We start from the raw sequence: 17,033 nt of genomic DNA, 5'->3' as shown, positions 1-17,033 counted from the left end.
TCGCCCGCTTCCCCGAGACCCTCGTCTCCGCCGGCCCCCCGTCCAAGGCGGGCCGCGTCCAGGCCTGGGTCGTCGGCCCCGGCCTCGGCGACGGCCCCGAGGCCCGGCAGGCCCTGGAAGACGTCCTCGCCTCGGACGTACCCGTGCTCGTGGACGCGGACGGGCTGCGGCTGATGCCGGCCGACACCGTACGGGGCCGGGCGGCGGAGACCGTCCTGACCCCGCACGCCGGGGAGGCCGCGGCCCTGCTGGGTGTCTCGCGCGACCGGGTCGAATCCGGCCGCCTGGCCGCCGTCCGCGCCCTCTCCGAACGCTACGGCGCCACCGCCCTCCTCAAGGGCTCCACGACCCTGATCGCCTCCACGGGCGGCCCCGGCCACGGCCGCCGCACGGTCCGCGTCAACCCGACGGGGACGCCGTGGCTGGCCACGGCAGGGAGCGGCGACGTCCTGTCGGGACTCACGGGGTCCCTGCTGGCGGCGGGGCTGCCGGGCTGGGACGCCGCCGCCGCCGGGGCGTACCTGCACGGGCTGGCGGCCCGGGAACGGGGGGCTGCGCCGCTGACGGCGATGGGGGTGGCGGAGGAGTTGCGGGGGGCGTGGCGGGGGGTGCTCACTTCCGATCGGCGATGAGGGTCAGTTCGGAGCCGGCGGCGAGGGCGTCGCGGTTGATGACCGCCCCCGAGTGCCTGACGCGCACATTCAACGGACCCAGGCTCCCGAGCACCCCCAGGTCGATCGGCTCGTCGCTCCCGTCCCGCACAGGGTCGATGATGTTGATCTTCTTGACTGCCGGATAGACGCGCGCCACGTGGGCCAGCCCGGACAGGCCGGAGCTCTCCTTCACGTGGAGCTCCTCCACTTGCGGCAAAGGCTCCAGGTCCACGAGATACCGCAGGTCCTCCCCGTAGACCCGGAGGAACCGCAGCTCGGGAAGCGACGCCAACGGCAGTCGCGTCCGGGCGCGGCCCCCGTGAATCACCAACTGCTGGAGTGTGGGATGCCCTGCCAGGTCGGGCAGCTCTGCGGCGGACGACGCACCGGGGCCGAGGTGCAGGTAGCGGAGCGCACGGGGCAGCCGTACGTCGCGGGACGGCACCCGGAGCCCCAGGTCCTCCCAGTCCAACGTCAGGTCTCGCAACTCCGTCATGGAGGGCAGCGCTCCGAGATCCTCCGGCCAGCCCTCCAACCACAGGTGCAGGGTCTGCAACGCGCTGACGTCCAGTGCGTTCAACCGGAGCACCGGCGGGGTCTCGACGGCGCGCAGGGCCCGCAGCGGAGGGCAGCCGCGCAGCACACCCAGGTCGACATGGCCGCCCTGGCCCCGGAAGGTCACGTCGGCGAGGGCCGGCGTGGCGAGATCCATCAGGTCCTCGGCGGTCTCCAGCCCTCGGATCTGTACCTGCGGCCGCCCCCCGAGCCGCTTCAACGCAGCCACGTGCTCCCGTGACTTCACCACGAAGTCGAGCCCGTCCTCGTACGCCAGCCGCCCGATCACCGCCTCCGCGTACGCCTCCGTCTCGAACCGGTCCCAGGCCCATGCGAGCTGCGCCCGCACCTCCAGCGAGGGGTGGTCCACGTAGCGGGACAGCAAGGGCAACGCCTTGTCGTCCGCCACCGTCGTCGCCGCAACAACCACCGCATGCGCGACGTCGTCCGTAAGCCCCTCCGGCCCGGGGAGCAGGTCCAGGACCACCCGCCCCGCCGCGGCGAGCGACTTCGCCGCCTCCAGGTCGCGCGGCGGCACCAGCTCGGCCGCCGCCTTCTCCACGCGGGCGCGGACCTCCCAGTCGACCTCCGTCGCGTGTTCGAGGCACGCCGCGGCGAGGAGGTGGAGCCGGGCGCGATGGGCCGGCTCCTTGTCGCCCCGTTCCAGCAGCAGCCGCAACAGCTCCGCGCGGGCGCGCGGCGGGGCGTGGCCGACGGCCATCCGCAGCACGTCCTCCCACTGGTCGTCGTGGGCGTGGTGGACCAGGACGTCGAAGTCCCAGTCGTCCACGGCGGCCTGGGCGCCGAGGTAGTCCTGGAAGGTGCGGTGGATGAAGTCGAGGGTCTCGTTCGTCGGGCGGCGCAGCAGGCCGCTGCGCAGGACGAGGTGGCGCAGTATGTCCTCGGCGCTGCCGCGGGCGGCGACGGACGGCATGGCGGGCAGCGCCCGGTCGAGGATCTCGACGGCCTTGTGCCACTCGATGACCGTACGGCCGTTGCGGATCAGCCAGTAGGCGATCTTCTGCAGCAGGGCCACCTGCTGCGCGTGCTCCAGCTCGGGTCCGTCCTCGCCGACGACCACGCCCCGCTCGCGGTCGCGCCGGACGAGCAGCAATTCCAGGGCGGCGCGGTAGAGCTCCATGCGGCCGTGCGGGAGATACCCCTTGCGGGAGCGGTTGAGGGCGCAGATCAGGGCGCACATCAGGGGGTTGGTGGCGAGCATGCCGAGGTCGCGCTTGGTGACGACGGCCGTGGTGAGGGAGTCGCGGAAGGCGCGCAGGGGCTCGCGGTGGCGCGCGCCCGCCGCGTCGTGCCAGCGGCCGATGAACGAGATGACGTCGCCGCGGCTCATGGGGAGGAGTTCGAGCTCGGTGAAGCCGGCGTCGGCGAGCCAGCCCTCGCGGACGGCGGAGGGGCGGGTGGTGATGACGTAGCGGGCGTCGGGGTAGGCGGCGAGGAGGTCCTTGACCCAGGTCAGGGTGCGGCGGCGGTCGGCCTCGGGGACCTCGTCCACGCCGTCGATCAGCAGCAGCGCGGTGCCTTCGGTGAGTCTGCGGGTGACCCAGCCCTGGGCGGCGGGCAGTCCGGCGAGCGGGCCGGCGGCCGCGGCCAGGAACTCCTCGGGCTGCGGGAGTTCGCCGCGGCGGATGAGCGTACGGAGGGGGAGGGTGAGCGGCAGGCAGCCGCTGAGGTGGCCGAGGCCGGGCGGCAGGTCACCGCGGGCGGTGATGGTGGCGAGCCACTGCAGCAGCGTCGTCTTGCCGGAGCCGGCGGCGCCGCGCAGGAGTACGCGGCGGCGGCCGGCGAGGGCTTCCTCGGCGCGCTTGGGGGAGGGCGTGGAGTTCTCCGGGAGCCACTCCCCCATCGCTCTGGCCTCGGCGCCGCCCGGGCCGCGCGCCGCGCCGCCGGTCAGCTCCAGGCTGAGGTAGGCGGCGTCCAGGGGCCAGGTCTCGCCCTCGCCGTCGGAGAGGGTCAGGCCGATGATGGTCAGTTCGCCGGACTTCTCGACGATGTAGTCGCGCAGGCGCCGTTCGAAGGCCTCGATCTCCAGCTGCCGCGGCGAGGCGAGGGAGCGGGATTCGGGCTTGTGGCCCACGAGCAGGCACTCGCTGAGGAACGCGAAGTCCTGCCAGAGCGTGGCGGACGGGGTGACCGTGAGCCGCCCGTGCCGCCAGCCGTTCGGGTCGGCGCAGACCACCCCGGCGAGCAGGCCGTCCACGAAGACGGCGGCGCCGGACATGCCGGCCCACGGCGAGCCGCCGTCGGCGGGCTGCTGCGGGGACCCGTATTCGCTGTCGAGCACGTGCCGGCCGCTGAGCAGGTTGCTGCCCGGCTTGAGGGAGCCGGCGACCTGCTCGGTGTCGAGCTCGCCGGCTTCGTCGCGCTGGACGTGCGGGTAGCCGATGGCCTGGGCGCCGGGCCAGACCCTCAGGTCGTAGGCACGGCCCCAGACGAGGGGCTCGAAGGCTTCGGCGACGTCCTCGGTGACGAGGTCCCGCTCGCCGACGAGCAGGGCGACGTCGCAGCGGCGGTTGTCGTCGCGCGCCCAGACCACTCTGCAGCGGACCTGCCCGACGCCGCCGGGGACGATCGCCCGCGGGTTCGCGCAGTCGCCGACCACGTGTGCGGCCGTCAGCACCAGATTCGGGGCGAGGAGGTATCCGCTGCCCTGACTCCGTCCGAATACCGCTGCGATACGTTCCTTCGCCGGGTGCACCACTGTCCCCTCCGAGCGCGTTTCCGCTCACCGACGATACGTCAGGAGGAAGGTGGTGACAGGCGGTTCCACCGGAAGCCCGGCCCCGCTCCCCGGCCCCGCCGCACCCGGCCCGGTGCGCCGCCCTCGGCACACCGGGCCGGGCCTCGCGGATACGTCCGCCCTACCCCCGCACTCCGGCCCGCAGCGCGGCCGTGAACCACTCTGTGGCCGGCTCCATGTCCGGCAGCGCCCAGCCGTTGATCACGGCGACGAGCCGCCAGTACTTGCCGTAGCGCGGGTCGTTGCCGGTCTCCAGCCGCTCCAGCAGCCAGGCCCGGAAGTCCGGCCCGTCCTCGCGGCGCGACACCTCCGCGAGGGCGGCGGCGAGCTGGTCGACGTACGGCCGGGCCGCGGGGCTGTCCGGGGCGATCCCGGCCTGCCGCGCCTCGGCCGTACGCTCCTTGATCACCTGCGCCGCGTACTTCGTCCGCTCCCCGTCGGGCCGGCCGGACTCCCGCCAGGCGCGCGTCTGGTCCTCGGCCGCCCGGCGGATCCCGGCCCGGAACTCCTCGTCCTGGACGAGCTCCGCGAGCTCCACCCAGGCGTCGAGCTGCTCCTGCGAGGGGTCCTCCGGCAGCCGGGGCATGCCGTCGCGCATCGAGGCGAGGAAGTCCGGGGCGACGTCCAGGCCCTCGAAGGCGCTGTCGATGAATTCATCGATCAGGCGGCGCCGTTCCTGCTCGGAAAGGGTTGCGAGCTTGTGCATGAGTTCCATCTCCTCGGGCGTCGACCCGCGCCCGGCCACCGCCCGCAGCACGGCCTGACGCAACCGCAAGGTGCGGATCTGCACGTCCAGGGCCTCGGCGTGAACGGCCGCGACCTCGGAGACGGTGATCTCCCGCTCCAGCACCTGCCGGATGACGGGGAGCCCCACGCCGAGGTCGCGCAGCGTCCGCACGAGGCCGAGGCGCGCGAGCGCGTCGGGGCCGTAGAGGCGGTAGCCCGCGGGTGTGCGGTCGGTCGGCGGCACCACGCCCGTGTCGGACCAGAACCGGATGGTCCTGACCGTCAGCCCGGTCAGCCGGGCCAGTTCCCCGATGGAGTGCAGGGAGTACGGGGAGTCCGAGGATTCCGGAGGTTCCGGGGAGTACGCGGTGTCGTCGTCCATGTCCCTCACCTTGGAGTCTCCGGTCGCTGGAGAGTCAACAACGGATTTACCGGCGACCGAATACGGCACAAGCGGCAAATGAGACAAAAAGGGAGAAGTGTGCGCGAGACTTGGCCGCGCATCAACCCCCCATCCCCGGGAGTTCCCATGACACCCACCACCAAGGCCGCCGCCACCGCGGCCGCCACCGCCACGCTCCTCGCCGCCGCGGGCGCCGGCGCGGCCACCGCCGACAGCGTCCCGGTCGGCGTCGCGCACAAGTCCCCCGGCGTGATCTCGGGCAACGTGATCCAGATCCCGGTCTACGTGCCCATCACCCTGTGTTCCCTCAGCCTCAACGTCGTCGGCCTGCTCAACCCCACCTCCGGCAACGTCTGCATCAGCGACTAGCCCCTCCGGGCCGCGCCCGCACCCGCGCGGCCCGGCGGCCCCCTACGGGACGACCCCGGGCAGGCCCCCGACGCCGCGCGCGCCACGTCTCGTCCGAGTGAACGATGATCGGACCACAAGCGGAACGGATCCTTTTAGCAACTCCTCAGAGAAGCGAAAGGATCACCATGGCAACGCCCGGTCCCGTCGAAGGCCTCAACCACCCCCGCATCCAACGGTCATTACGCAGCACCAAGCTGCTCATCAGCAGCTTCGCGGGCCTCAGCCTGTGCACCCTGATCGCCGTCGTCCTCCTGCGCGACCACCACGACCTCGTGACCGACGCCGTCTGGGCGCGGGCGAGCATCGTCGTCGCCGCGTCGCTCCTCATGGCCTGGTTCGCCGCCAGGACGGCCCGCGGCCACAGCCCCTCGTACGCCCGGCTGCGCTTCTCCTCGGGCGGCATGATGGTGGCGATCGCCGTCATCGTCGCGCTGCCGGGCGCGTTTCCGGCATGGCTGAAGGTGGAGCAGGCCGTATGCGGCGTCCTGCTGGCCGGCGTCGTCCTGATCGTCAACAGCAAGCCGATGCGGGCGGCATTCGCCGCCCGGGCCCACTAGTCACAGCCCGCGCCGTACCCCCACCGGCTCGCCCGGTTCGCCTCCGCGACCTTCGCGCTGAGCTGCTCGGCCTCCGTGGCGGGGCGCAGCAGAGCCGGTTCCGCCTCCCAGGCTTCGCCTCCGGCGGGCGGCCGCAGGCGCAGGCGGGCGCCCTCCGCGGCGACGACCTGGGCCAGTCTTCCGCCCCGCGCATCCACGACGAACGCCCCGACGGCGGGCGTCGCACGCTCCGCGCGGGTCGAACACGCGCAGGCGAGCAGGGAATGCCTCGGCCTGAGGTCGATGCCGTGCGCCGTCGCCCATACGTAGATGCCGCACGCGGCCGGCTTCTCCTGCGCGGCGGCCGCCGGGGCAGCCGGGACGACAGGGGCCGCCGGGGCGGCCGGTGCCGCCGGTGCCGACGCGCCGGGGGCGGCCGGCGCCGCCTGGGTGGCCGGTTCGCGACCGATCCTCAGCCAGGCGGTGAGGCGGCGGATAGTGTTGCGCATGTCGACGCTCCTCTGTGGCGTGGGCCATGCCCCCGGGCCGTTCGCCCGGCCGCGGGGGTCCTTCCGACCACCACAGAGTGGCGACGCAACAGGGCCGGAACTACCAGCAGTTGCTGACAGCTCCGGCCATCACCTCGCCGTGCGTCACCTGCCCAGCCAGGCCCCGTAGTTGCTGAACGTCTCGGGCATCCGCCGCTTCGCCGACTCCAGCCCTGCGAACGTCTCGCGGACCGTCGGGTGGTAGCGCGTCTGCTGCGGCGCCACCTTCCGGGCCAGCTGCAGGTTCCTGAAGGCCGCGTCCGTGCGGCCGGTCCACAGCTCGGCCCGGGCGACCTCGGTGTAGTGGTGCGCCCGGCGGGACGGCGGCCAGGCGTCCGGGATCGCCGTCTCCTCGGCTGCGCGCACGGCCTCCGGATACCGGTCCAGTTCGGCGAGAACGCTCACGTGGTGCGCCCCGACGTTGGTCGGCCCGAAGGACAGCCAGTGCACCTTCCCGGCCTCCCCGGTGCGCTCCGCGATCCGCCGCGCCTCGTCCAGGTGGCCCGTGGCGGCGTCCCCGTCCTTGTCCCGGCCCGCGAGCACGGCGGCGCCCAGGTGCAGTTGGCCCGTGACGACGTCGCGCACCCGCCCCGCCTCGGCCTGCGCCAAGGTGGACATGGCGAGCCGCACGAGCCGCTTGCCCGTGCGGTAGTCGCTGGCGCGGAGGTAGGCCAGGGCCCGCAGGTACTGGCGCATCCCGCCGAGAACCGGGTCCGAGGCGCGCTGCGCGGCCCACTCCAGACGGTCCAGGGCGACCGTGCACAGGTCGAGGAAGCCGAGCTTCGTGGTCACGTCGTACGCCGTCCGGTACGCACTGGCCAGGACGCGCCAGCTGCGGTCGCCGGGAGAGGCGTGCGCCGCCGTGGTGGCCTCGTGGATCAGCCCGGGCAGGGCGGCGGCGACCTGCTTGATGTTCGTCGCGCGGACCATGGCGCACAGCGCGTCGGCGTGCGCCTCCAGCTCCGCCAAGGGGCGGGGAGTGACGTCCGGGTCGGGCCCGAGGTCGTAGACGTCCAGCGCCTCCCGGATCGGCTGGATCAGCCCGTCCAGCTGGTCCGCCCGCAGCTCGTCGAGGTAGGGCTGGCCGGTCAGTTCGGTGACGGGCAGGGACAGCGCACGGGCCAGCGCCCCGATGACCGAAGGGCTCGCGGGCAGGACGCCCTGCTCGACCTTGGTCAGGGTGCTGTAGGAGACATGGGCCAGGTCCGACAACCCGCGCTGGGTCAGGCGCCGGACCTTGCGCGCGCGGGCGATGCGCGCGCCGGTGTGCTCGTCATTGTGCGGGGGCATACGGAGCTCCGTTTCTGACGTGACACGGAAACCGTACTCCTGCCCTATGACAGGCCGGGCCGCGAACGGCCCCCGCCCCGGGGGCCGTTCGTGCGTGGCAAGGCGCGCCGCCACCGGACCGTCCGGCCCGGCGCGGACGCGCCCGGCGTCACCCCGCGCTCTCCAGCGCGTCCGCCCTCCGCCGGAGCCCCGCGGCGATGTCGTCCCAGTCGGGACCGTGCAGGTAAAGACTGTCCGCGGCCTCGCGCATCAGGTCCGGCTCGTCGGGGCGCTGGAGGAGGACGAGCCGGTAGGCGAGGTTGCGGATCCAGACCGGAAGGTAGCCGTCGACCAGGTACGGGCTCAGCTCGCGCAGCATCGCGAGCACCTCGTCCGCGCCGGCGAAGGTCAGCCGCTCGACGAAGTAGCGCTCGATGTGCTCGCCGTCGTCGCACGGGGGCGTGGGACGGTACTCGTCGCCGTAGACGCACCGCGCGTACTCGGTCAGGGTCGTGTGCATGGCTCGGAGCCTACGGCGGGGCCGGCGCCCCCTCCCACCGGCCGGGGCGGCGGGCCAGGGGGCAGGCCCCGCCTCACTTCTCCGCGATCACCACAGCGGAAGCGACCCCCGCGTCATGGCTCAGCGACACGTGCCACGACGTCACCCCGAGCTCCTCCGCCCGTGCCGCGACCGTGCCGCGGACCACCAGCCGTGGCTGGCCGCTGCTCTCCGTCGTGACCTCGGCGTCCGTCCACAGCAGGTTCCCGGGGGCGCCCAGGGCCTTGGCCACGGCCTCCTTCGCGGCGAAGCGGACCGCGAGGGAGGCGATGCCGCGCCGCTCGCCGCTCGGCAGGTGCAGCTCGCCGTCCGCGAAGAGCCGCGCCGCCAGCCCGGGCGTACGCCGCAGAGCGGCTTCGAAGCGGTCGATCGCGGCGACGTCGATGCCGACTCCGACGATCATTCGACGGTCACCGACTTGGCCAGGTTGCGCGGCTGGTCGACCTCGTTGCCGCGGGCCGTGGCGAGCTCGCAGGCGAAGACCTGGAGGGGCACCGTGGCGACCAGCGGCTGCAGCAGCACCGGGGTCTGCGGGATCTCGATGAGGTGGTCGGCGTACGGCCGCACCGCCTCGTCGCCCCGCTCGGCGATCACGATCGTCCGTGCGCCCCGCGCCCGGATCTCCTGGATGTTCGACACGATCTTGTCGTGGAGGACGGACCGGCCGCGCGGCGACGGCACGACGACCACGACCGGCAGGTCGCGTTCGATCAGCGCGATCGGCCCGTGCTTGAGCTCGCCCGCCGCGAAGCCCTCCGCGTGCATGTACGCGAGCTCCTTGAGCTTCAGCGCGCCCTCCAGGGCCACGGGGTAGCCCACGTGGCGGCCCAGGAACAGCACCGTGTTCTTGTCGGCCAGGGAGCGGGCCAGCTCGCGGACCGGCTCCATGGTCTCCAGGACCTCCTCCACCTGCCCCGAGATCTGCGACAGCTCGCGGATCACGGAGACGACCTCGTCGCCCCACTTGGTGCCGCGCACCTGGCCCAGGTACAGCGCGACCAGGTAGCAGGCCACCAGCTGGGTCAGGAACGCCTTCGTCGAGGCGACGGCCACCTCCGGGCCCGCGTGCGTGTACAGGACCGCGTCCGACTCCCGCGGGATCGTCGAGCCGTTGGTGTTGCAGATGGCGAGGACCTTCGCGCCCTGCTCCCGCGCGTGCCGCAGGGCCATCAGGGTGTCCATGGTCTCGCCGGACTGGCTGATGGCGATCACCAGCGTCCGCTGGTCCAGGATCGGGTCCCGGTAGCGGAACTCGCTGGCCAGCTCCGTCTCGCAGGGGATGCGGGTCCAGTGCTCGATCGCGTACTTGGCGATCATCCCCGCGTGGTACGCCGTGCCGCACGCCACGATGACGATCTTGTCGGCCTCGCGCAGCACGGACGCCGGGATCCGCACCTCGTCCAGCGACAGCGCCCCCGCGGCGTCGATGCGGCCCAGCAGGGTGTCCGCGACGGCCTTCGGCTGCTCGGCGATCTCCTTGAGCATGAAGTAGTCGTAGCCGCCCTTCTCGGCGGCCGAGGCGTCCCAGTCGACGTGGTACGGACGCACGTCCGCGGGCGCCCCGTCGAAGCCGGTGACGGTCACGCCGTCGCGGCGCAGCTCCACGACCTGGTCCTGGCCCAGCTCGACGGCCTCGCGGGTGTGGGCGATGAAGGCGGCGACGTCGGAGGCGAGGAAGGACTCGCCGTCGCCGAGGCCGACCACGAGCGGGGAGTTGCGGCGCGCGCCGACCACCACGTCCGGCTCGTCCGCGTGCACCGCGACCAGCGTGAACGCGCCCTCCAGCCGGCGGCAGACCTGGCGCATCGACTCGGCCAGGTCGCCGCAGGAGGAGAAGGACTCGGACAGCAGGTGCGCGACGACCTCGGTGTCGGTGTCCGACGCGAGGCCGTGGCCGCGCTCGGTCAGCTCGGCCCGCAGCTCGGCGAAGTTCTCGATGATGCCGTTGTGGACGACGGCGACGCGGCCCGGGTTGTCCAGGTGGGGGTGGGCGTTGGCGTCGTTGGGCGCGCCGTGCGTGGCCCAGCGCGTGTGGCCGATGCCGGTCGGGCCGGACGGCAGCGGCCGGTCGGACAGCTCCTTCTCCAGGTTGGCGAGCTTGCCCGCCTTCTTCGCGGCGGCGAGACCGCCGTCGGCCAGCACCGCGACCCCGGCCGAGTCATAGCCGCGGTACTCCAGCCGCCGCAGCCCCGCCAATACGACATCGAGGGCGGACTGCCCTCCCACATAGCCAACGATTCCGCACATGCGGAGCAGGGTACGGCGCGGGCGGCCCCGCTCGTGGCGGCAACGGCACAACCGCCGGGCCGGGCACCGGATCAGCGGGGCGCCGGGCGGGACATCCGGCAGGCGTCCCGGGGGGCGTTCGGCGGGGCGTTCGGCGGAGGGTCAGCAGCCCCGTTCGATCCGGTCGATGGCGTCCTGCACCATCTCCAGGTACTCGACCTCCTCGCAGCGCGGCTTGCTGCCGAGCTCGTAGCGGTCGAGGCAGTCGTCGAGGTCCTGGGTGAGGTCCTCGTCGGGCAGGTCGTCCGCCAGCTCGGCGCAGACGCGGGCGGCGAAGTCCTCCCGGCCGGCCTCGGCGGATCTCCGGCGCAGGCTTCTGAGAGCGAACACAGACAACACGGGCATCCCTACGTGATGCGGCCGCGTGGTGGGGGGCGTGCGCGTGCGGCCCGCGAGCGGAACGTAGTGGCTGACCGGTCAGTAGGTACAGAGGCCGGTGAAAGTTCACCCACCGTTGCGCCCCGTTACCCGCCGTACGAGTCACCCAAATCCCACGAGAACACCCGTTCCCGCCACCCGGAAGTGAGCACCGGGCGCGACCCGCGCACAATGGGCCCGTGCCGACCACCACAGACCAGCCGCCGCAGCGCCGCCGCGCGGACTCGTCCCCGTACGTGGACCTGACCCGCGCCGAGTGGAGCGCCCTGCGGGAGAACACCCCGCTGCCGCTGACAGCCGACGAGGTCGAGCGGCTGCGCGGCCTCGGGGACGTCATCGACCTGGACGAGGTGCGGGAGGTCTACCTGCCCCTGTCCCGGCTGCTGCACCTGTACGTCGAGGCCACCAGCCGGCTGCGGGGCACGCTGAACACCTTCCTGGGCGACGTGGGCGACGGGCACGGCTCCCAGCCCGGCACGCCCTTCGTCATAGGCGTCGCGGGCAGCGTGGCGGTCGGCAAGTCGACCACCGCGCGCCTCCTGCAGGCGCTGCTGGCCCGCTGGCCCGAGCACCCGCGGGTGGAGCTGGTCACCACGGACGGCTTCCTGCTGCCCAACGCCGAGCTGCAGAGCCGCGGCCTGATGTCGCGGAAAGGTTTCCCCGAGTCCTACGACCGGCGCGCCCTGACCCGCTTCGTCGCCGATGTGAAGGCGGGCAAGGACGAGGTATCGGCCCCCGTCTACTCCCACCTGATCTACGACATCGTGCCCGGCGAGAAGCTGACCGTGCACCGCCCCGACATCCTGATCATCGAGGGCCTGAACGTCCTCCAGCCGGCCCTGCCCGGCAAGGACGGCCGCACCCGCGTCGGACTCGCCGACTTCTTCGACTTCAGCCTCTACGTGGACGCGCGCGCGGAGGACATCGAGCGCTGGTACTACGAGCGCTTCAAGAAGCTGCGCGCGACGGCCTTCACCGACCCCGACTCCTACTTCCGGCGCTACACCCAGGTCTCCGAGGAGGAGGCCCTGGACTACGCGCGCCGCAACTGGCGCACCATCAACAAGCCCAACCTGCTGGAGAACGTGGCCCCCACCCGCGGCCGGTCGAACCTGATCCTGCGCAAGGGGCCGGACCACAAGGTGCAGCGGCTGTCGCTGCGCAAGCTCTGAGAAGCCGCGCAACCCTGAGAAACAGTCACGCCTGCCCGCCCGGAATCGCTTCCGGGCGGGCAGGCGTGTCAGGACCTCGGGCGGCCTAGCCCAGGGCGGACTTCACCGCGTCCGCGAGGCGCTGGGCCACGGCGCGGGCCTGCTCGATGTCGGCGGCCTCCACCATCACGCGCACGAGCGGCTCGGTGCCGGACGAGCGCAGCAGCACGCGGCCGGTGGAGCCCAGCTGCGCCTCGGCGTCGGCGACGGCCGCGGCGAGCTCCTCGGAGGAGTTCACCCGGGTCTTGTCGACGTCGCGGACGTTGATGAGGATCTGCGGCAGACGCTCCATGACGGCGGCCAGGTCCGCGAGGGAGCGGCCCGTGGCGGCGACGCGGGCGGCCAGCATCAGGCCGGTCAGGGTGCCGTCGCCGGTCGTGGCGTGGTCGAGGACGATGACGTGCCCGGACTGCTCGCCGCCGAGGGCGAAGCCGTGGGCCTTCATCTCCTCCAGGACGTAGCGGTCGCCGACGGCCGTCTGGACCAGCTCGACGCCCTCGCGCTCCATGGCCAGCTTGAAGCCCAGGTTGGACATGACGGTCGCCACGACGGTGTTCTTGCGCAGCGAGCCCGCCTCGCGCATCGCGAGGGCCAGGACGGCGAGGATCTGGTCGCCGTCGACCTCGTTGCCCTTGTGGTCCACGGCCAGGCAGCGGTCGGCGTCGCCGTCGTGCGCCACGCCCAGATCGGCGCCGTGCTCGACGACGGCGGCACGCAGCTTGTCCAGGTGGGTGGAGCCGCACTCGTGGTTGATGTTGAGGCCGTCGGGCTCGGTGCCGATCGTGATGACCTCGGCACCGGCGCGGGCGAACGCCTCCGGGGAGACGCGGGCCGCGGCGCCGTGGGCGCCGTCGATGACGACCTTCAGGCCGTCCATGCGGTTCGGGAGGACGCCGATCAGGTGGGCGACGTAGTTGTCGAAGCCCTGGTCGTACTCGCGGACGCGGCCGACGCCGGCACCGGTGGGACGGTCCCAGGGCTCGCCGGAGGCGTGCGCCCGGTAGGTCTGCTCGATGCGGTCCTCGAGCTCGTCGGCGAGCTTGTGGCCGCCGCGTGCGAAGAACTTGATGCCGTTGTCGGGCATGGCGTTGTGGCTCGCGGAGAGCATCACGCCGAGGTCGGCGCCGAGGGCGCCCGTCAGATAGGCGACGGCGGGCGTGGGCAGCACGCCCACCCGCAGCACGTCCACGCCGGCGCTGGCCAGGCCGGCCACGACGGCGGCCTCCAGGAACTCCCCGGACGCGCGCGGGTCACGGCCCACGACGGCCACCGGGCGGTGGCCCTCGAACGTCCCCGCCTCGGCGAGCACGTGCGCCGCGGCGACCGACAGGCCGAGTGCGAGCTCGGCCGTCAGATCGGCGTTGGCGACGCCGCGCACACCGTCCGTACCGAAGAGTCGTCCCACTGGTGTCCTCCGAAAAACGCGCGGATACGGGGCCTGCCTGTGAACGGGCCCCGCAAACAAAAGTGTCGGGTCCAGAACCGGAACGTTGACTTCAGGTATACGCCGATACGTCCCGGGTGACCGATAGCCGAAACGCCCCGGCCGGCACGGAGTGTGCCGCCGGGGCGTTCGAGCAGAGCAGCGAAGCCGCGTGATTAGCGCTTGCTGTACTGCGGGGCCTTGCGGGCCTTCTTGAGACCGGCCTTCTTGCGCTCGACCGCACGGTCGTCGCGGCTCAGGAAGCCGGCCTTCTTCAGCGGGCCGCGGTTGTTGTCCACGTCCGCCTCGTTCAGCGCGCGGGCCACGCCGAGGCGCAGGGCGCCGGCCTGGCCGGAAACGCCGCCACCCGAGATGCGGGCGATGACGTCGTAGCGGTCGTCGAGCTCGAGCACCTTGAAGGGCTCGTTGACTTCCTGCTGGTGCACCTTGTTGGGGAAGTAGTCCTCAAGGGTGCGACCGTTGATCTTCCACTTGCCGGAGCCCGGAACGATCCGGACACGGGCAATGGCGTTCTTGCGACGGCCCAGGCCGGCGGCCGGCTGCGGGTCGCCGAAGCGGGACGCGAGGGACTCGGAGGTGTACTCCGACTCAACGACCTCGGTCTCGGTGGTGTACTCCTCGACGCCCTCGGTCTCAAGGGGGGTCTCGGCGGTGGTCTCAGCCACGATTCTCCTCAGATGCTTTCTGTCTGGTTCGGCGGTGTGGCCGGGACTAGCCCTGCTTGACCTGGGTGATCTCAAACGGGACCGGCTGCTGGGCGGCGTGCGGGTGCTCGCTGCCCGAGTACACCTTCAGCTTCGAGAGCATCTGACGGCCCAGGGAGTTCTTGGGAACCATGCCCTTGATGGCCTTCTCGACAGCCTTCTCCGGGTTCTTGTCGAGCAGCTCGTCGTAACGAACCGAACGCAGACCGCCCGGGAAACCGGAGTGGCGGTAGGCCATCTTCTGGGTCTTCTTGTTGCCGGACAGGTGAACCTTGTCGGCGTTGATGATGATGACGAAGTCACCCATGTCCATGTGCGGCGCATACACGGGCTTGTGCTTGCCACGCAGGAGGTTGGCGGCCTGAGAGGCCAGACGGCCCAGGACGACGTCCTGCGCGTCGATGATGTGCCACTGGCGCTGGACATCGCCGGGCTTGGGGCTGAACGTACGCACGGTCGTAGCCTTCGCTTCTTCAGTGAGTGGGTCCTGACACGGCCCGCCGGAGGCGGCTGCCTGCGAGGGACACACTCCGGGGACGCAACCCGGGTGCATGCCGCTGGCGGCCACTCTGGTGGGCAAGCGTAAGGGCCCCTCGCGTGAGAACGACTAGCCAATACGCATAACGAACTCGTAGAGTACCGGGCGCCCACCGGCGGGGTCAAAACACATGGTCTCACCGGCGCCGGAGCGCGGCCACACGGCCCACTACCGGCTGCGCGCCACGCGCCCCTCGTCCCACACCGGCTCCGGGGCCTCACGGACCTGCCCGTCCGCCCCGAAGACGAGGAAACGGTCGAAGGAGCGGGCGAACCAGCGGTCGTGTGTGACGCAGAGCACCGTCCCCTCGTACGCCTCCAGCCCCTCCTGGAGAGCCTCCGCGCTCTCCAGGTCCAGGTTGTCCGTGGGCTCGTCCAGGAGCAGGGCCGTCGTCCCCGCCAGCTCCAGGAGGAGGATCTGGAAGCGGGCCTGCTGGCCGCCCGAGAGCCTCTCGAAGAGCTGGTCGCCCTGCTTCTCCAGCTCGTACCGCCGCAGGGCGGACATCGCCCCGCCACGGTCCTTGGCGTGCTCCGTCCACAGGATGTCGACGAGCGTGCGCCCCAGCAGCTCCGGGTGGGCGTGGGTCTGCGCGAAGTGCCCCGGCACGACGCGGGCCCCCAGCTTCCACTCGCCCGTGTGCGCCACCGGATTCTCGGAGTCCCCGGCCAGGAGCCGCAGGAAGTGGGACTTTCCGGAGCCGTTCGAGCCCAGCACCGCGACCCGCTCGCCGTAGAAGACCTCCAGGCCGAACGGCTTCATCAGACCGGTCAGCTCCAGGTTCACGCAGGTCAGGGCGCGCACGCCGGTGCGGCCGCCGCGCAGCCGCATCCGGATGTCCTGCTCGCGGGGCGGCTCCGGCGGCGGGCCCGCCTCCTCGAACTTCCGCAGCCGGGTCTGCGCCGCGGCGTACCGCGAGGCCATCTCGTGGCTGACGGCGGCCGCCTGCCGCAGCGTGATCACCAGCTTCTTCAGCTGGGCGTGCTTCTCGTCCCAGCGCCGCCGCAGCTCCTCGAAGCGGGCGAAGCGCTCCTTGCGGGCCTCGTGGTACGTGGCGAAGCCGCCGCCGTGCACCCAGACGTCGCTGCCCGCCGGGCCCGGCTCGACGCTGATGATCTTCTCGGCGGAGCGGGCCAGCAGCTCGCGGTCGTGGGAGACGAAGAGGACCGTCTTCTTCGTCTCGCGCAGCTTCTCCTCCAGCCAGCGCTTGCCGGGGACGTCCAGATAGTTGTCCGGCTCGTCCAGGAGCAGGACCTCGTCCGTGCCGCGCAGCAGGGACTCCAGGACGAGCCGCTTCTGCTCGCCGCCGGAGAGCGTGCGCACCTGGCGCCACTGCGCCTTCTCGAACGGGACGCCGAGCGCGGCCATGGTGCACATGTCCCACACGGTCTCGGCCTCGTAGCCGCGGGCCTCGGCCCAGTCGGAGAGGGCCTGCGCGTAGGCCATCTGCGCGGCCTCGTCGTCCCGCTCCATGATCGCGAGCTCGGCGGCGTCCACCGCCCGCGCCGCCTCGCGGATGCGCGGCTGGGCGACGGATACCAGCAGGTCACGGACCGTACGGTCGTCCCGGACCGAGCCCACGAACTGCGGCATCACGCCGAGGCCGCCGCTGACCGAGACCGTGCCGCCGTGCGGCTGCAGCTCGCCGGCGATCAGGCGCAGCAGCGTGGTCTTGCCGGCGCCGTTGGCACCGACGAGGGCGACCGCGGCGCCTTCGCCGACGCGGAAGGAGACATCGCCGAGGAGCACCCTCCCGTCCGGGAGGTAGTACTCCAGATGTGCCGCTTCCACATGTCCCATGGGCGGGATTCTCCCTGCTCGCCGAGGGGGCGACCAACCCGTTTTCGCGGTTTACGATGCACGCCATGAGTTTTGGGCAGGCAGGGCCGTACGGGCCCCCGGGGGATCCGCAGCAGCCGAACCAGCAGCCGGGTCCGCCCTCGGGGCCGCCGTCAGGACCGCCGCCGGGCTCGCAGCCGATGCCGCCGGCCGGGCAGTTCGGTCCGCCGCCGGACCTGTCGCCGCAGCCGCAGCAGCCCGGGGCGCAGCATCCCGGG

16 protein-coding genes are annotated in these 17,033 nt (G+C 72.4%); 4 read left to right on the top strand and 12 right to left on the bottom strand.

Features of this window, described 5'->3' with window-relative positions; all coding sequences use genetic code 11:
- Positions 1–632 (top strand): ADP-dependent NAD(P)H-hydrate dehydratase (locus V7793_RS18875; protein ID WP_336008019.1); only part of this gene is annotated, 632 nt, incomplete at its 5' end.
- Here V7793_RS18875 and V7793_RS18870 read toward each other — a convergent pair.
- Entirely contained in the window at positions 613–3,924 is a 3,312-nt protein-coding gene (locus V7793_RS18870) for an NACHT domain-containing protein (protein WP_336008016.1), read from the bottom strand. The genes V7793_RS18875 and V7793_RS18870 overlap by 20 nt on opposite strands.
- Before the next feature lie 163 nt (positions 3,925–4,087).
- Positions 4,088–5,074: a MerR family transcriptional regulator gene (locus V7793_RS18865; protein WP_336008014.1), complete on the bottom strand. Its 987-nt coding sequence runs from the start codon at positions 5,072–5,074 to the stop codon at positions 4,088–4,090.
- 147 nt (positions 5,075–5,221) lie between these two features.
- On the opposite strand from V7793_RS18865, the gene V7793_RS18860 reads away from it, so the two are divergent.
- Positions 5,222–5,464 (top strand): chaplin, encoded by a 243-nt coding sequence (locus V7793_RS18860; RefSeq protein WP_336008011.1) that lies wholly within the window; start codon positions 5,222–5,224, stop codon positions 5,462–5,464.
- 167 nt (positions 5,465–5,631) lie between these two features.
- Positions 5,632–6,063 (top strand): hypothetical protein, encoded by a 432-nt coding sequence (locus V7793_RS18855; RefSeq protein ID WP_336008009.1) that lies wholly within the window; start codon positions 5,632–5,634, stop codon positions 6,061–6,063.
- Here the strand turns inward: V7793_RS18855 and V7793_RS18850 are convergent.
- From V7793_RS18850 to V7793_RS18825, 6 genes are all read right to left on the bottom strand, one after another.
- Positions 6,060–6,551 (bottom strand): hypothetical protein, encoded by a 492-nt coding sequence (locus V7793_RS18850; protein WP_336008007.1) that lies wholly within the window; start codon positions 6,549–6,551, stop codon positions 6,060–6,062. The genes V7793_RS18855 and V7793_RS18850 overlap by 4 nt on opposite strands.
- A 144-nt stretch (positions 6,552–6,695) precedes the next feature.
- On the bottom strand, positions 6,696–7,880 hold the full coding sequence (locus tag V7793_RS18845; RefSeq protein WP_336008005.1) for a helix-turn-helix domain-containing protein: 1,185 nt from the start codon (positions 7,878–7,880) through the stop codon (positions 6,696–6,698).
- 148 nt (positions 7,881–8,028) lie between these two features.
- Entirely contained in the window at positions 8,029–8,379 is a 351-nt protein-coding gene (locus V7793_RS18840; RefSeq protein WP_336008003.1) for a hypothetical protein, read from the bottom strand.
- A 73-nt stretch (positions 8,380–8,452) separates the two neighbouring features.
- On the bottom strand, positions 8,453–8,821 hold the full coding sequence (locus V7793_RS18835) for a holo-ACP synthase (RefSeq protein ID WP_168093351.1): 369 nt from the start codon (positions 8,819–8,821) through the stop codon (positions 8,453–8,455).
- Positions 8,818–10,665: a glutamine--fructose-6-phosphate transaminase (isomerizing) gene (gene glmS, locus V7793_RS18830; RefSeq protein WP_336007999.1), complete on the bottom strand. Its 1,848-nt coding sequence runs from the start codon at positions 10,663–10,665 to the stop codon at positions 8,818–8,820. The genes V7793_RS18835 and glmS overlap by 4 nt, the downstream gene beginning before the upstream one ends.
- A gap of 141 nt (positions 10,666–10,806) precedes the next feature.
- Positions 10,807–11,034, bottom strand: a complete 228-nt coding sequence (locus V7793_RS18825) for a hypothetical protein (RefSeq protein WP_336007998.1) — start codon at positions 11,032–11,034, stop codon at positions 10,807–10,809.
- A gap of 227 nt (positions 11,035–11,261) precedes the next feature.
- On the opposite strand from V7793_RS18825, the gene coaA reads away from it, so the two are divergent.
- Complete coding sequence (coaA, locus tag V7793_RS18820; protein ID WP_336007996.1) at positions 11,262–12,254, top strand: type I pantothenate kinase; 993 nt, start codon at positions 11,262–11,264, stop codon at positions 12,252–12,254.
- 85 nt (positions 12,255–12,339) lie between these two features.
- Here the strand turns inward: coaA and glmM are convergent, their stop codons facing one another.
- From glmM to V7793_RS18800, 4 genes are all read right to left on the bottom strand, one after another.
- Positions 12,340–13,698, bottom strand: a complete 1,359-nt coding sequence (glmM, locus tag V7793_RS18815) for a phosphoglucosamine mutase (protein WP_336007993.1) — start codon at positions 13,696–13,698, stop codon at positions 12,340–12,342.
- Between the two features lie 194 nt (positions 13,699–13,892).
- A complete protein-coding gene (gene rpsI, locus V7793_RS18810; protein WP_058046811.1) occupies positions 13,893–14,402 on the bottom strand; it encodes a 30S ribosomal protein S9 in 510 nt (169 codons plus the stop codon).
- Positions 14,403–14,448: 46 nt separating this feature from the next.
- The gene (gene rplM / locus V7793_RS18805; protein WP_030368385.1) at positions 14,449–14,895 is read right to left on the bottom strand and encodes a 50S ribosomal protein L13; all 447 of its coding nucleotides are present in this window, start codon (positions 14,893–14,895) and stop codon (positions 14,449–14,451) included.
- 252 nt (positions 14,896–15,147) lie between these two features.
- Positions 15,148–16,776, bottom strand: coding sequence for an ABC-F family ATP-binding cassette domain-containing protein (locus V7793_RS18800; protein ID WP_336007990.1), 1,629 nt, complete (start codon positions 16,774–16,776; stop codon positions 15,148–15,150).
- Between the last annotated feature and the right edge of the window lie 257 nt (positions 16,777–17,033).

The organism is Streptomyces sp. KLMMK, assembly GCF_036961605.1.
GTDB classification, from domain to species: domain Bacteria; phylum Actinomycetota; class Actinomycetes; order Streptomycetales; family Streptomycetaceae; genus Streptomyces; species Streptomyces telluris.
The sequence above is the reverse complement of the archived record's forward strand: the minus strand, read 5'-3'. Positions and strand labels throughout refer to the sequence as shown.

Bases quoted from the DNA above. Each gene is read 5' to 3' on its own strand.
- V7793_RS18840 (WP_336008003.1), bottom strand. From the start codon at position 8,379: ATGCACACGACCCTGACCGAGTACGCGCGGTGCGTCTACGGCGACGAG.
- V7793_RS18845 (WP_336008005.1), bottom strand. From the start codon at position 7,880: ATGCCCCCGCACAATGACGAGCACACCGGCGCGCGCATCGCCCGCGCG.
- V7793_RS18865 (WP_336008014.1), bottom strand. From the start codon at position 5,074: ATGGACGACGACACCGCGTACTCCCCGGAACCTCCGGAATCCTCGGAC.
- V7793_RS18850 (WP_336008007.1), bottom strand. From the start codon at position 6,551: ATGCGCAACACTATCCGCCGCCTCACCGCCTGGCTGAGGATCGGTCGC.
- glmS (WP_336007999.1), bottom strand. From the start codon at position 10,665: ATGTGCGGAATCGTTGGCTATGTGGGAGGGCAGTCCGCCCTCGATGTC.
- V7793_RS18835 (WP_168093351.1), bottom strand. From the start codon at position 8,821: ATGATCGTCGGAGTCGGCATCGACGTCGCCGCGATCGACCGCTTCGAA.
- V7793_RS18855 (WP_336008009.1), top strand. From the start codon at position 5,632: ATGGCAACGCCCGGTCCCGTCGAAGGCCTCAACCACCCCCGCATCCAA.
- V7793_RS18860 (WP_336008011.1), top strand. From the start codon at position 5,222: ATGACACCCACCACCAAGGCCGCCGCCACCGCGGCCGCCACCGCCACG.
- V7793_RS18800 (WP_336007990.1), bottom strand. From the start codon at position 16,776: ATGGGACATGTGGAAGCGGCACATCTGGAGTACTACCTCCCGGACGGG.